Annotated in this window: 8 protein-coding genes; 5 read left to right on the top strand and 3 right to left on the bottom strand. The window is 37.9% G+C overall.

The genetic code is table 11. From position 1 onward, the window contains the following. The first annotated feature begins 20 nt into the window (after positions 1-20). On the top strand, positions 21-2,675 hold the full coding sequence (locus ACT53H_RS01395; RefSeq protein WP_476008435.1) for an ATP-binding protein: 2,655 nt from the start codon (positions 21-23) through the stop codon (positions 2,673-2,675). Between the two features lie 11 nt (positions 2,676-2,686). Beyond that, entirely contained in the window at positions 2,687-3,403 is a 717-nt protein-coding gene (locus ACT53H_RS01390; RefSeq protein ID WP_476008434.1) for a response regulator, read from the top strand. Positions 3,404-3,475: 72 nt separating this feature from the next. Here ACT53H_RS01390 and ACT53H_RS01385 read toward each other — a convergent pair whose 3' ends face one another. Next, the gene (locus ACT53H_RS01385; protein WP_476008433.1) at positions 3,476-4,900 is read right to left on the bottom strand and encodes a glutamine synthetase family protein; all 1,425 of its coding nucleotides are present in this window, start codon (positions 4,898-4,900) and stop codon (positions 3,476-3,478) included. A 406-nt stretch (positions 4,901-5,306) separates the two neighbouring features. Here ACT53H_RS01385 and ACT53H_RS01380 point away from each other — a divergent pair, with 406 nt between their 5' ends. After that, positions 5,307-5,855 (top strand): DUF2799 domain-containing protein, encoded by a 549-nt coding sequence (locus tag ACT53H_RS01380; RefSeq protein ID WP_004791516.1) that lies wholly within the window; start codon positions 5,307-5,309, stop codon positions 5,853-5,855. A 45-nt stretch (positions 5,856-5,900) separates the two neighbouring features. Here the strand turns inward: ACT53H_RS01380 and coq7 are convergent, their stop codons facing one another. Continuing rightward, a complete protein-coding gene (coq7, locus tag ACT53H_RS01375; RefSeq protein ID WP_004791519.1) occupies positions 5,901-6,536 on the bottom strand; it encodes a 2-polyprenyl-3-methyl-6-methoxy-1,4-benzoquinone monooxygenase in 636 nt (211 codons plus the stop codon). Between the two features lie 3 nt (positions 6,537-6,539). Further along, positions 6,540-7,862 carry an MFS transporter gene (locus ACT53H_RS01370; RefSeq protein ID WP_476008432.1) on the bottom strand — a complete coding sequence of 441 codons (1,323 nt, stop codon included), beginning with the start codon at positions 7,860-7,862 and terminating at the stop codon, positions 6,540-6,542. A 165-nt stretch (positions 7,863-8,027) separates the two neighbouring features. Between ACT53H_RS01370 and ACT53H_RS01365 the strand changes: the two genes are divergently transcribed. Together ACT53H_RS01365 and ACT53H_RS01360 are read left to right on the top strand one after the other, a co-directional pair. Beyond that, the gene (locus ACT53H_RS01365; RefSeq protein WP_476008431.1) at positions 8,028-10,760 is read left to right on the top strand and encodes an autotransporter assembly complex protein TamA; all 2,733 of its coding nucleotides are present in this window, start codon (positions 8,028-8,030) and stop codon (positions 10,758-10,760) included. A 26-nt stretch (positions 10,761-10,786) separates the two neighbouring features. After that, positions 10,787-15,292, top strand: coding sequence for a translocation/assembly module TamB domain-containing protein (locus ACT53H_RS01360; RefSeq protein WP_476008430.1), 4,506 nt, complete (start codon positions 10,787-10,789; stop codon positions 15,290-15,292). Positions 15,293-15,600 lie beyond the last annotated feature (308 nt).

Below are 15,600 nucleotides of genomic sequence, written 5' to 3'. Positions count from 1 at the left end.
AGTTTACTGGATGATATCAAGTGCAAAGCAATCGCGAAAATCAGGCTGAGGCCTTATTAAATCATGTCAACAGATATCAAGCCGGGCGACTAACGGTCTTTCTCGGTGCGGCACCTGGTGTGGGAAAAACCTATGCCATGCTCGCCCGCGCCAAAGAGTTATTTCAACAGGGCACAGATGTTGTTGTGGGTATTGTTGAAACTCATGGACGAATAGAAACTCTAAAAATCTTGGAAGGATTGCCTGAAATTGCTCGAAAGGAAATGCAATATCAGGGGCATACTTTAGACGAAATGGACCTCGATGCTATTTTGCTTCGGCATCCAGAAATTGTGTTGGTTGATGAGTTGGCTCATCGTAACGTCCCAAATAGTCGTCATGAGCGACGGTGGCAAGATATCAATGAATTGCTAGACGCAGGTATAGATGTATTTACGACTATTAATATTCAGCATTTAGAAAGCTTAAATGATGTGGTGTACCAGATTACGGGCGTTCGAGTAAATGAAACGGTACCAGATCGGGTATTTGATCGTATTCGAGACATTCGCTTAATTGATTTACCCGTCAGTGAACTCATTGAAAGGCTCCATCAAGGAAAAGTCTATGTGCCAGAGCAAGCAAATCTGGCATTACAAGGCTTTTTTAGCATTTCAAATTTAACAGCATTACGTGAACTCGCAATGCAATGCGTTGCTGAGCATGTCGATTCAGACTTAAAAGAGAGTTATGCCTCAAAGGGTTTGAAATCTATATCTTTACAAAATGAATTGATGATTGCGATAGATGGGCAAGGCTCTTCTGAATATTTAGTGCGAGCAGGCTGTCGTTTAGCAGAACGTAATGGTGCTACATGGACTGTAGTGAATGTTGCTAAAAGTCTGGACTTTGGACAGAGTTCAGTTAGTTCTTATAAAAAAGAATACATTGAGATTGACCGCGCCTTTGAGTTGGCTCGACAACTCGGTGGTCGAACCGAGGTTTTATATGGGCATCGAGTTGCGTCAGTGTTAATGGATGCCGCCGTTGACCGAGGAATTTCGAATCTAGTCATTGGTAAAAGTATTTCACCATGGTGGTTAAAGTTATTTAAGAAAAATTTAGCTCAGCAATTATTAAATCAAGAAAACTCGATTGCTTTAACCATTTTGCACCCAGAACAGGGTACTAAAAAGATTAATCAGCTCGAAAAACCTTCATTTTTATCATTAAAAGAAAGCATTTTTGTTTTAGCTGTGACGTGCGGTAGCATTTTTCTAGCTCACTTCGCCGAAGTTCTATTTGGTATTGAAGACTTCTCTGTCATTTTTATTATTTCTGTTTTAATTGTTGCAACTAAGACTCGAATGTTAGCTGCCGTAGTGGCAGCCTTAATATGTTTCTTGGCCTATAATTTTTTCTTTATTGCACCACGTTATACCTTTCAGATTTCAGCACACCAAGGGGTAGTCACCGTTGTGGCTTTTTTTGCAGCAGCTTTAATTGCCGGGCGTTTGGCTTCTCAGTTACGCCAGCAAGTTTTATCCTTAAAAGCTGCGAATGCCTACACTACGGTAATGCAAGACTTGGCACGTAAGCTTTCTAGTGCAGTAAACCTTGAAGAAGTCATGCAAACAGGACGTATGACTTTAGAAACACAACTACAAACTAAAGTGTGGATTTCTATTCGAGATAAGGTAATTTCATCTGATATTGAGCTAAATGATAAAGAAAAAGTAGCCGCAGAATGGTGTTTGAAACACAAGCAGCCATGTGGGCGTTTTACCGATACTCTGAGTCAGTCAAACTGGTGGTTTTTACCTCTTTTAGAACAAAAAAATAGCCTAGGTATTGTGGGAATTTATTTTAAGGATGATGTGGCTTCTCTAAATTTTGAGCAAAAGAAACTGACGGAAAGTGTAATTGAATATATTGCACAGGCAGCACTTCGAACCCAATTGGTCAATGAGCTAGAACAAGCAAAAGTCACCAGTGAAACAGAGCGATTACGTTCTGCTTTATTATCTTCGGTATCGCATGATTTACGTTCACCGCTTGCTTCTATTATTGGTGCAGCAGATACACTTGCCCATTTTAAAGCTGATATGTCAGAACGAGACCAACAAGATTTACTTGAAACGATTCATCTAGAAGGTGAGCGTTTAGATCGTTATATTCAGAACCTGCTGGATATGACACGTTTAGGACATGAGGGTCTATCTTTAAAAAGAGATTGGATTGGTGTGGATGAATTAATTGGTTCTGCAACTCGCCGTTTAAAGCGCTATAAACCAGATACTCAAGTGTCGGTTGAATTACCTGAACAAGCGATTAGTTTATATGTACACCCAGCACTGGTAGAGCAAGCCATTTTTAATGTTTTAGAAAATGCGGCAAACTTTTCACCTCCAGATGAACCAGTCATGATTCGTGCTCATCTTTCATCAGAAGATGAAGTAAAAATAGAAATTGAAGATAAAGGTGCAGGAATTCCTGAAGACGAAAGAAACCGCATTTTTGATATGTTTTACACCATGGAGCGCGGAGACCGTGGAAAATTTGGTACAGGTTTAGGGCTAACAATTGTTAAGGCAATTATTGGTGCTCATATGGGTACAATAGAAGCATTTTCAGGACGCCAAAATAAAGGTACTTTAATTCAAATCAGATTACCCATTCATCCAGTAAAAGAATAAGTTGTAAAGTCATGATAAGTTCAGAAACATCACCTGTAGAAACACGTATTTTGATTATTGATGATGAGCCTCAAATCCGTAAATTTTTAGACATCGCTTTAAGAACACAAAAATACAAAACTACGCTCTGTGAGACAGGTTACAAAGGCCTAGAAACTTTGGCGACCCAAGGTGCTGATTTGGTTATTCTTGACCTAGGCTTACCCGATTTAGACGGGAAAGAAGTGCTCCAAGAATTACGTAGCTGGTCGAATGTGCCTGTTATTGTGTTATCTGTACGTGCCGATGAATATGAAAAAGTTGCTCTGCTCGATGCTGGCGCAAATGATTACATGACCAAGCCTTTTAGTGTGCAAGAGCTTTTGGCGCGCATACGTGTCATTTTAAGAAACCAACCGATTCAGCACGAAGCACATGTGTATGACGATGGCTACCTTAAAGTCGATGTCACACAACGTTTGGTGTGGGTTGAGCAACAGCCAATTACGTTAACTCGAAAAGAATTTCAACTTTTGACGTTATTAATGCGCTATCAAGGACAGCTTTTAACTCAGCCACAGCTCTTAAAAGAACTATGGGGGCCAACCCATCAGGAAGATACTCACTATTTACGTATTTTGGTGGGGAAGTTACGTAGTAAGTTGGGGGATAACGCGATTCAACCACGCTATATTGCTACTGAACCTGGTGTTGGATTACGTTTTTTAGCTCAACAGAAAAATCATTAGATATAAAAAAACCTTAGGGTATTTCTCCCTAAGGGTTTGCAAAGTGATTTATAGTTTTTTTGCTTTTTTTATTTATATATCCCAATGTTGTTCTGCTTCAGTCATTTGGCTGTAAATATTTTGATATTCAGCCTGTTTCACTGTGTACCAATGCTCGACAAAGTCAGCGCCTAAATAACCTTTTAAAATAAGACTTCCTTTAAATATTTTTAAGGCTTCTGGTTGGTTATTAGATAATAAAATGTGCTCGTCTTGAAATTTTAAAAGATGTGCAGGTTTTGGCAGTGGTAACTTATGAGATAAGCCATAAGACACGCCAGCTAAAATAGTCGCTGCAACAAGATAGGGGTTACAGTCGGCTCCAGCAACCCGATATTCTAAACGTTGATTTTGTACATCTGAGCATGGAATACGGATTGCGACATTACGATTATTGGTATCCCAATTGGCTTCTAATGGCACATGATGACCAATTTTAAAACGTCTATAAGAATTAATATTAGGTGCTAAAATCGCCATAGATGCAGGCATTAACTCAATGAGTCCACTAATCGCGTTTAGTAATTTGACGGAAAGCTCATCTTTTTCTTCTTCTGAGCTAAATATATTTTCATGGTATTGATTGAGTAGACTCATATGAAAATGCATGCCACTACCAGCTTTTGCCAAGTTTGGTTTCGCCATGAAACAAGCGGTTAAGTCATGCTTTCTTGCGACTTGCTTTACAATTCTTTTTAAAGCATTAATTTGATCGCAGAGCTTTAAAATATCATGACTATGTTGGAGGTTTAACTCGTATTGTCCAGGTGATGACTCCGCAACAATAGCGGTAATTTCAATAGATTGAAGTAGGGCTGCTTTCTCAACTTCATCTAGGACTTGCTGATAGTTATTCGGTGCATCAATATCGAAACATTGGTTTTCTATGCAGGTTTCAGACTGATGCTGAGGTGAGAAAAGATAAAACTCTAGTTCAGCAGCCATAACAGGAAAGTAATTGATAGCCTGTAACTGATTTAATAATTTTTTTAATATATTACGTGGTTCATAGGGACAATCTGAACCATCTTCTTCTTGCATGGATAGGTAAAGCTGAGCATTTAATTCTGGGGATAATGCGCTGGGTTGTAAGCTGCCTAAAATGGGTAGGCAAAGCCTGTCTGGTTCACCAATATATTTTCCTAAACCTGTCTCTTCAATCACTTTTCCATCAAGGCTCATGGCGTAAACAGAAAGTGGAAAATAGCATCCATTAGAGAGATTCTTTAAACTTTTAACATCAATCCGTTTCCCTCGAATATGTCCGTTCAAGTCGTGCAGACAAATATCAATGTGCTGAGTCTGAGGATATAAATTTAAATATTCATCAACCTCTTTTAAAAAAAGCTCGGAATTGAAAATGTGAGTTTGTATTGGAGGAATAAAATCATCTGATATTTTAAATGCCTTAAAGTAAGGATTTTGTAAGTTTAAAGTTGGGTAAATATGCGTACTCATTATAAAAAACCTTGGTGGTTATTTAGCTAAAATCCTACCGTAGCGTGTGAATTTAATCGCGTAAAAAAAGAGTAAAATGATTAAACGGTAATTTATGAGTTATTTTGTTTTTTTGTTTTAATAATCAAAATCTTGTAATTAATTTTTAAGGTAATTATTTTAAGTAAAATTAGTGTATAAAGGTCGTTTAAGAGCGAGTAAATTTCTGCGAATTTGCTTTTTTAAAATTAAACAATATTAAGAATTATGACCTTTCAATTTGGTGAGATAGTCAAACTGATTTAAACTTAAGACTTATCCAGTGAATCACTTATTTTTGAAGTCTTGAATAGAGCAGGACCTTTTAGGGTGTTTACAGGAATTTTATTTTTTGCGTTTTTTTAATTTATTTTTGAGTTCTCTTAATATGAAAAATATCGGTTTAGCCATTCTAGCAATCAGCCTTTCAGGTTGTGCTGCAATGAGCGTAGAAGAATGTAAGACTGCGAATTGGTCATTAGTGGGTGAGAAAGATGGTTCAAAAGGTTCGTCACCACGTTTAGATCAATATTACAAAGCATGTGGAAAAGCCAATATTGTTCCAGATCAAAAGTCATATGAACGCGGGTATAAGGAAGGTCTAGGGTATTATTGCCAGCCAACAAATATTTTTTATAGTGCTTTAGAAGGTAGTGGCAATATCAATGTGTGCCCAGTTGAGCAGCGTAATCGTTTAAGACCTTATTATCAGGCAGCTTCCGACTACTATAATGCAAAAAATGAATATGATCGTTATGACGAAAAGTTTAAGCAATATTCTGACAGTGCTTATAACGAAAAATTAAAGCCAGAAGAGCGTGAACGTTATCGTAAGCTTTTAAGAGAATTACAAAATGATCGTGACCGTATTAATCGAAACTATTGGAACTCAATTCGAGATATTGAACGTTTCAAATATGATCACGGCTTAAAATAATATTTAAAAAAGGATTGATCCGAATTAGATCAATCCTTTGTTTTTTTAAAGATAATAACTAGTTTTTGTCATTAGCTTTGAAATAGCAGTCATCGTAATTTTTACTGCATATGGTAATTCAACACCACCTGCCTCAAGTGCTGTATGGCGATGATGTAATTCATCTTCATTCATTTGCTCTAAAATTTTACGAGAACGATCATCTTGAGCAGGTAACTGGTTTAAATGATCTTGTAAATGAAGGCTGACTTGACGTTCAGTTTCGGCCACAAAACCTAAGCTATATTTGTCACCCGCAATACCCGCAAGTGCGCCCATGCCATACGAAAGCCCATACCAAATTGGGTTTAATAAACTAGTATGACTATTTAGCTCTTTTAAACGAACTTCACACCACGCTAAATGATCTTGTTCTTCAATTGCTGCTTGTTGCATTTCTTTGCGTACATTTGGCAATTTCGCCGTTAATGCTTGTCCGTGATAAAGGGCTTGTGCACACACTTCACCACTATGGTTAACACGCATTAAACCTGCGACATGGCGAGCATCTTCTACTCCTAGTTTTGCTTCAACCGATTCGGCCGGATTTTGGCGCTGTGCTGCGGTTGCACCCGGAACAAGACTACGTAATGCTTGATCAAAAGAGTTAATGAGCTGATCAATTCCAGTATAGTGGCGCATAAATTAGTCCTCCAAAGAAAGATGTGCTGTGGCAAGCATTGGTTTTAGACGTGCTAGAAGCCAAATACTAAAGATAGCACTAAGTACAGCTGTAATAATAAATAGTATTTTAATATCAATTTTTAAAACACTTAAGATTAAGATTGAAAAAATTGCAGATGAAACCATAAAAACGGCATTTAAAATGTTATTTGCTGCTACAACACGAGCACGATGTGAACGTGGTGAATAAGCCTGCATCATGGCATATAAAGGAACAATATAAAAACCGCCGCTAATCCCAAGTAAAGTCACCGCAATCATGACGTGATAGTAAACCCAACCTTGGGTAAAAATATCTTTTAATGTAAGTAATGTGCCAGTTCTTTCGGGTACAAAAGCTAAACTCGCAGCAAGGTAGAGTGCAAAAACGGTAAGACCAATCGCACCAATTGGTACCATTTTAATATTAATTTCTGAGCCACCAATTTTACGGCAAAGAAGAGACCCGACGCCAATACCGACTGAAAAGAAAGTCAGCAAAAGGCTGACCACATTTTCTGATGCATGCAGATTTTGTTGGGTGAGCTGTGGAATTTGCGTTAAATAAGTAGCGCCATAAAACCAATACCATGAGTTACCTAACAAAATGGTGAACACTAAAGGTAAGCTTTTAGCATATTTAATTGTTTGAAAACTTGTGCGAAGAAAATTCCAATCAATCTTTAAATCGGGAGCAGCAACTTTCTGTGGCAAGATGAAGCGACTACATAAATAGCCAATGCAAGCAATAATCACAACAGTAAGACTAATCCACAATAAGTTCCCATGCGATGATGCAATTACAGCACCACCTAAAATCATCCCGAATAAAATTGCCATTGAAGTGCCCGACTGAAACAGAGCATTACCAGACATTAATTCTTGCGGTTTTAAAATTTCAGGCAAAATTGCGTACTTGATAGGACCAAAGAATGTTGAATGTGTCCCCATCAAAAATAAGGCAAAAAGAAGCAACCATAAGTGCCCCAACAGGAAACCCGCAGTACCGATGAGCATAATAATAATTTCTAAAATTTTTATGCCACGGACGAGCTGTGAGCGCTCATATTTATCTGCAATTTGTCCAGCAGTGGCCGAAAAAAAGAAATAGGGCAAAATAAACAAGAGAGCTGCTAAATTATTGAGAGTACTTACAGGGGCAGATTGCTGTTGAATCAAGCCATAAGTAATCACTAATAATAAAGCTTGCTTAAAAACGTTATCATTTAATGCGCCAAAAAACTGGGTAAAAAACATCGGTACGAACCGACGTGATGTCATCAGGTGCTCATCTTGTTTCATCATGTGCAAACTTCATTGTGTTTTATAAAAAAATGTGACCGATTGTTAATTTGCATCGAAAACCATGTATGATATTTTTAACGCTTGATTAAATGAAAAATCAATGGTTTTGAGTGAGTTTTACACTTACCTTGGTGCGTTTTATTAAAAATAAGTCTAGAGTTTTCTATGCCTTCTAAAATTAAGTTTAAACAGTCAACTCTCTCTCATTCTATGCATTTAATTTTAAAAATGCAGGGGATTCCTAAACTTATTTGTAGCAGCTTGTTGTTCACGGTTTGTGTAACACAAAGTTTTGCTCAAACTTCAGTTGATAGTGACACTTCAACTTTAAATCAAACAGTGCCTGATGCTTCAACTGAACAATCAGTTCCAGTGAGTCAGCAAACAACTGCTCCAATAACAGATATTGCTACACTTGTGACCCAAGCTCAGCAACAACAAGATAGCTTGGCTATATTGCAACAACAAGAACAATTTCCAAATCAAATTGATGAATTCAAGCCAATTACGCTTGATAATCTTGATGATTTACCGGACATGCCTGTTGATCAAAACATGGCAAACGAAATTTATAAAGTCGCTGAAGAAGCTAAAAGTGAGGCGCAAAACTTCCAAAATGGTACTCAGAAGCTACCCGAAGTTACAGTCAGTGATGCAACTCAGTCTGAATTAAATGAGATTAATCAAGCGCCTGTAAATATTGATCAGCTTATGCAAGAGATTAAATCTGACAGCCAGATTGTAGTCGAAGCCAATGAAACTGGAAAAACTTTACCTGAGTTAACTCCGGAGGCTGAGCAGCCACCTGAGCAAGCTGGTTTCTTTAAACGTATTTTAAATAAAGTGCGCCCACCACGTGCAATTCCGATGGAGCAAGTGCCGCGTATTAGTGCAGATGTGGAGGGTGCTTCAGATGCACTGGCTAAAAATATTAAAGGGAAATTATCAACCTTCACCCAAGAATCATTCGAAGATTTTAATGCGGCTTTACCTCAGCTCAGAACATTAAGTAATCAGGCTGCTCAAGCAGTGGGTTATTATAATGCTGAGTTTAAATTTGAAAAATTAAGTCCGAGCCGAGTTCGCGTTAAGGTTACCCCAAATGAACCAGTGCGAATTAATGAGCAAAATATCGAATTTACTGGTGCTGGTGAAAAACGCCCTCAGTTTCAGGTTATTCGCTTAATTCCTGATCAGGATGTTGGGGATATCTTTAACCATGGTTTATATGAAACCACTAAAACCAGAATTGTTAACGCAGCCACTGATAACGGTTATTTTGATGCTTATTGGCGACTGCACGATGTGAAAGTGAGTCAGCCAGAAAACAAGGCTGATATCAATTTGCGCTACGAAACAGGTGAGCGCTATAAATTAGATAAGGTTGAGTTTCGTATGAGCGATCCATCGAAACCCTTACCTTTGAACCAAAATATTTTAGAAAGTATGGCCCCTTGGAAAGAGGGTGATGACTATGCATTTTGGCGTGTAAATACTTTAGCAAATAACCTAACCAACTCTCGTTATTTTAACTACACCTTAGTTGATAGCATCAAACCCGATCCAATTGAAAAGCCACTTGAACTACCACCAGATTTGCAAGCTTTAGTCGATGAGCAAAATATCGATGTGGATGAATCTAATTTACTTTCACCTGAAGAAAGACAACTTGCTAAAGCACGTCAATTAGCTACATCTAATAAAGAAGTTACACAAAATGTAGTAGATGAAAAACAGTTTGCTGGAACACAAAAAGTAAAAGAGGGAGAACCTCAAACAGCAATGTTGCAAAGTGCTCCAAGTCAGCAGGATGACAAAGAAGCTGAACAAGATCGTTTACAAGCTCAAGCACGTGAAACGAAAAGAATTCCAGTCATTGTGACTTTAAATGCAGATAAGCTAAATAGTTTAGAAACGGGTATTGGTTATGGGACCGATACCGGTGCACGTTTACGTAGTCAGTATCGCCGCTCTATTGTCAATAAATACGGTCATTCTTTTGATGCTAACTTAGAAGTCTCACAAATTCGTCAATCTATTGATGGCCGATATAGTATTCCCTATAAGCATCCGTTAAATGACTATTTTAACATCGTGGGTGGATATGAGCGTGAAACTCGTGATGATATTGGTCCAGATGTAAGTCTGTTAACCGAATCTGCTGTTGTAGGTGGTGAACGGGTAATCAAACGTCCACTAGGGAACTGGCAACATACTATTGGTGTTCGCTATCGTTTAGACCGTTTAACTCAACAAGGGGATGTTGATATTTCTGAGTTACCAGATGCGTTTAAAACAGCTGCATCTGAGCAAGAAGCATTATTATTTAGTTATGAAACCTCTAAAACTTCGAGTAATACACGTTTAAATCCAACGAAAGCTTTTAAACAAACCTATAAACTAGAATTAGGTAGCGAGAGCTTACTGTCCGATGCCAATATGGCTATTGCAAGTGCAGGTTGGAGATTTATTTATTCTCTTGGTGAAAATGATGATCATCAATTCGTTGGAAGATCTGACCTTAGCTACATTTTTACCGACGATTTTGACAAAGTTCCGTACAATCTTCGATTCTTTACTGGTGGTGACCAGACAATTCGTGGTTTTGACTATAAGAGTCTTTCCCCAGAAGTAGATGGATATAAAATTGGGGGGCAAGCTTTGGCTGTAGGTTCTTTAGAATATAACTATCAGTTTAAGGACGGTTGGCGAGCCGCTGTTTTCTCAGACTTTGGTAATGCCTATGATAAAGACTTTAATAATCCAGCAGCTTATAGCGTTGGAGTTGGAATTCGCTGGAAGTCTCCAATCGGACCAATCCGTTTAGATGTCGCATCGGGTATTTCAGATGAAAATCATCCGATTCGTTTACATTTCTTTATAGGCCCACAACTTTAAAAATAAAATTTTATTAGGTTTATTTTATGGCGGATGTAGAACAGCAGCCAACTTCGGCACCTCGCTCACCTAAGAAGCGGCGCATTTTGCGTAGTTTCCTGCTGACGATATTGATCATATTTTTATTATTAGCGTCTTCGTTAGTCATCATGATGTCAACAGATCGCGGAAGTCGTTTTTTATTAGATCGGGTTTTAGAAGCTCAGAAAATAATTAAATATGAATACGAAGGCGGAAACTTACTGCGCGGAATTATTCTTAAGAATGTTTTGGTGCAATTAACGGAAGTTGATGTTTCATTAGACAGAGCTGACGTAGGCTTAGGTTGGCGCTCTTTATTATTAGAAAAAGAAGTGCATTTAAGTCATGCGGATGTTCGTAATTTACGTATTATTAATAAAACACCGCCGTCTGGTAAGGCATTCGAATTTAAGCCAATTAAATTACCATTTGTTCTACGTGTTGATGAAGCTGATGTTGATCATTTAGAAATTAAGCTAGCAACCTCAGATGTAAATTTTCATGATGTACATTTGCAAGATGCACTTTGGTCAGAGACTAAACTGGAATTTGAAAAATCCAGTATGGATATGGGGTATCTTTCAGTCCACAATGCCACAGGAAAAATGGATTTCAGTGGTAAATATCCATTAGATGCTACAGCAGATTTAAGAATCCCATCTTTAAAAAGTTTAAATATTCAAAATATTAAAGTCGTTGCACGCGGAAGTTTAGATACTTTAAAAGCTGGGGTTGCAACAACAACTCCCGATTTGTTAACGGGTTGGGTGGTATTGCATCCTGTTCGTGATGAAGTTCCAATGCAAGGTGAGTTACTACTAAAAAATTATCACTTACCTTTATTGGTTGAACAAAAATTATTTGCAAAAAATGGTGCAATCAAGTTTCAAGGTGATATCAAACAACTTAATTTAGCCGTTGATACAGATTTAAAAGGTGAGAACTTACCTGAAGGTCAATACAACGCTTTAATGAATACTGATTTGGTTCATCAGTTGAATATCACTGATTTTAATGGCCAAGTCATGAAAGGCGCTGTTAACCTAAAAGGATTAGTCAGCTGGAAAGATCATGTTACTTGGGATATTAAAGGCCGTTTAGACCATATTAACCCTAAAGACAAAGCCATTCCTCAGGTTGTACAAGACTTTTTACCACCAAGTTTAGATGCCGCTGTTGCCTCAACCGGTTCTTTAGAAAAAGGTACTGAATTATTTGCTAACGTTGATTTTGACCGTTATGAATCTTGGAAGCTTAAGTTTAATCAGGCTCCTGAAAAAAATAATAAACCTCAGCCAATGCTCATGAATGTAGCTTGGACGAAAATAGATCGTGCAATGCCTTATATTGGGTGGTTAAGTAGTGATAGTGGTCAGGTCGATTTAACGTTACGTGATGGTCAGCAAGATATTAAAGTTGCGACAAAAGTATATCAGCATGAAAAAACTTTATTGCCAGCAGGACAATATCTAGCCAATCTGAATGTTAAAGATAACGTTTTAAATGTTCCCAATTTTAGTTTTGCTGCTGAAAAAGGTAGCTTAACTGGTCAAGCTAAAGTATTTCTTCCGACTGAAAAACGTCAGTTGGTTTGGAATGCATTATTAAATGCAAAAGATTTTAATCCACAAAGTATTCATGCGGCAGCACCTGTTAATCTTTTAAACGGTTCGATTAAAGCGAATGGTTTTGCTAAACCAAATCAGCAAATCATTCAATTTGAGAAAATTGATTTAACTGGTCGACTAGCTCAAGCTGGTCAAGAGACTGTAAGTTTGGGTGGGAAAAGTACCGCAGCATTATTATTCCATGATGTAAAAGCTGGTGGTGGCTTTAAAGGTTTTGCAGTTAATTATGATGGATCTTTAAAAGCCCTAAAACAGGCAAATGGTTTATTGAAGTTTTCTATAGCGGGTACACCAGATTTTATTCGAATTAACCAGTTACAGCATGATGGTGTCGCTGGGAAAATCTATGCAACGGGTTCTGTAAATTTGAAAGATCGCATTGCATGGGATATTAATAGTTCATTGGTGCGCTTTAAACCTCAATATTTTACCTCAGCTGTAAAAGGTGAACTTTCAGGTAATCTGAAAACCCAAGGGGTTTGGTCAGATCATTTAAAACGAATTAATATTCAACAATTGAATCTTGCTGGTTTTATAAATAATAAACCTGTTCGAGGTAAGGGGAATCTATCTTTATTGATGGACTCTAACCAAAACGGCTTTTTACCTCAGCAATTTGAAGCAAATAATTTATTTTTAGTCTATGGGCAGAATCAGCTACAGGCGACAGGTAATGCTCAAAATCTAAAAATTAAGCTCAATGCACCAGCACTTTACGAGTTATACCCAGGATTACGCGGTCGAGCTTATGGGGATCTGAATGTACAATCACAGCCACGTTTAAAAGCAACAGCAAATATCGCAGTAGATGATTTTGCTTTTAATACTTTAGTGAGTGTGAAGAGATTAAGTATTCAGGGTGAACTTCCGACATCGGAAACAACGCCAACTCAATTAACCGCAAAATTAGATAATTTGCGTAGTGGAAATAGACAAATTCAATCTGCGGAAGTGAATTTGACAGGAACGAGAAAAGCGCATTTATTGAAAGTACTTGGCAATAATAGTATTTCAAAGTTCTATGTTCAGTTGGCAGGTGGGTTTAACCAGAACAATGATTGGTTAGGTCAAATCCAAAAAGGAAGTTTTGATTCAAGACGTATTCGTCTGGCACAAAATCAAAATGCTCCAGTGATTTATTCTTCTGCAAGATCTGAGCTATATGTAGGTCAACATTGTTGGCAAAGTGCGAATAGCCAGCTCTGTTTTGATCAGCCAGTACGAGTAAGTAAGGCTCGCGGTAATATTTCGTTTGTAACTCAAAACATGGATTTAAGTGACTTCGCGGCATTTATGCCCGAAGGCTTGGCAATGACTGGGCAGCTAAATGGTTATGCCAAGGCAGCGTGGGTAAATGGTGGACATCCAAAACTTGATGCACGTTTAATTACGCGTAAAGGTGAAATTGGTTTAGCTGCTGAAGATCCTCAAGACCCTGCAACGACTCTGGCTTATGATGAGCTGGGTGTGATTGCAAAAAGTGTATCTGAAGGACTGTTATTCCGTGTTGATGTGAAAACACCTGATATTGGTACGGGTTATGCGAACGTCATTATCAATCCATTCCAGCCATCAATGCCAATGCATGGTGAAGTCGCTTTTAATGATGTTCAATTAAAAGTATTAAAACCATTTATTCAAGATGTCCGTAAACTGAGCGGGACCTTAGCCTTGGCTGGTAAAGTCAACGGTACATTAACTCAGCCACAATTTACTGGTGAAATGCGTTTGAAAAATGGCGCAATCAGTATGATTTCACTTCCAGTTAATTTAACGAATGTTCAGGTTTACTCATCAATTCGTCAGGACATGGCAACAATTGATGGTGCGTTTAACAGTGGTCAAGGTGTAGGGCTTTTAAAAGGTAGTTTTGAATGGAAAGATTCGCCGCGTCTTCAATTAAACCTCAAAGGTGATAATTTACTTGTACGTCAGGCTCCATTAATTACTGCGATTGCTAATCCAAACCTTACACTTGATATGTATCCTTTCGATAAGCGTTTAAGCTTAAAAGGATCGGTAGATGTTCCTCGTGCACGTATTTCAATGCCAGAAACAACTGCTCCAGTCATTAACACCTCATCAGATGTCCGCATAGTTCGACAAGGCCAAGATCCGCTTGCAATTTTACGGGCTGCTAAACCTTGGGATATTCGAGCTGATATTGCTGTTAATATTGGAAATCAAGTGATATTCCAAGGCTTCAACAGTAATATTCCTTTAGTTGGTCGTTTAAACTTAAGTCAACGTGGCTACGAGACTGCAATGCGAGCTAACGGAGCAATTGGTGTCAGTCAAAAAGTGAAAATCGAAGCCTATGGACAAAGTCTAGATTTGAATCGAGCAATTGCGCGTTTTAATGGTCCATTGGCAAATCCTACTTTAGATATCGATGCCAACAAAAATGTTCAGGGCAGTATGGTTGGGGTACGTGTTACAGGTACTGCAACATCGCCAAACATTCAGGTTTACAATGATGCCGGACTATCTGAGCAAGAAGCATTGAACGCACTCGTTACCGGACGTATTAACGAAGGTTCAAGTGGTTTAAGTAATGCAGAAGGATTTAAGTCCGATGTAAATAACACCATTGCTGCCGCAGGGATTAGTATGGGGTTGGGTGGTACACGTGCTTTAACGAATCAGATTGGACGTACTTTCGGTTTGAGTGGCTTGGCTTTAGATGCACAAGGTACGGGAGAAGATACGCAGGTGAGCTTAACGGGCTATATCACACCTGATCTATTTATTCGTTATGGTGTTGGCGTATTCACCCCAGTGAACAAACTGACTTTACGTTATCAAATGAATCGACGTTTATACTTAGAAGCAAGTCAGTCTTTAGAAAGAGCGATCGATCTTTTCTATAACTGGCGTTTCTAGTAGATGGAAATTAAACATTAGAAAGTACCTTTGTAACTATAATGATTTGATTAGTCTCAAGTAATAACGAAATAAAAGCTCACTTCTTAGTGGGCTTTTATTTTAAGTATTTCTATATGAATTAAAAAATTGAATATTTATCGATATAGAGTCTTAATTCTCTTAAAAAGAACCAAAGCTTGAACAGGCTTTTAATTAAAGAAAACTCACTTGAAAATTACTATTTTATAAATTAGTTTTCAGAATCATTAAATGAAACTAAATTGATAATACCTTGTTGATAAGTGCAAATAAGGTGGTTTTTTCCA

The organism is Acinetobacter sp. DMC2, assembly GCF_056314305.1.
Note: the sequence above shows the minus strand (reverse complement) of the source record. Positions and strands in the feature narration are given on the sequence as shown.

Excerpts from the sequence above, each read along its gene's own strand:
- ACT53H_RS01390 (WP_476008434.1), top strand. The coding sequence starts at position 2,687 with ATGATAAGTTCAGAAACATCACCTGTAGAAACACGTATTTTGATTATT.
- ACT53H_RS01385 (WP_476008433.1), bottom strand. The coding sequence starts at position 4,900 with ATGAGTACGCATATTTACCCAACTTTAAACTTACAAAATCCTTACTTT.
- ACT53H_RS01380 (WP_004791516.1), top strand. The coding sequence starts at position 5,307 with ATGAAAAATATCGGTTTAGCCATTCTAGCAATCAGCCTTTCAGGTTGT.
- coq7 (WP_004791519.1), bottom strand. The coding sequence starts at position 6,536 with ATGCGCCACTATACTGGAATTGATCAGCTCATTAACTCTTTTGATCAA.
- ACT53H_RS01370 (WP_476008432.1), bottom strand. The coding sequence starts at position 7,862 with ATGATGAAACAAGATGAGCACCTGATGACATCACGTCGGTTCGTACCG.
- ACT53H_RS01365 (WP_476008431.1), top strand. The coding sequence starts at position 8,028 with ATGCCTTCTAAAATTAAGTTTAAACAGTCAACTCTCTCTCATTCTATG.
- ACT53H_RS01360 (WP_476008430.1), top strand. The coding sequence starts at position 10,787 with ATGGCGGATGTAGAACAGCAGCCAACTTCGGCACCTCGCTCACCTAAG.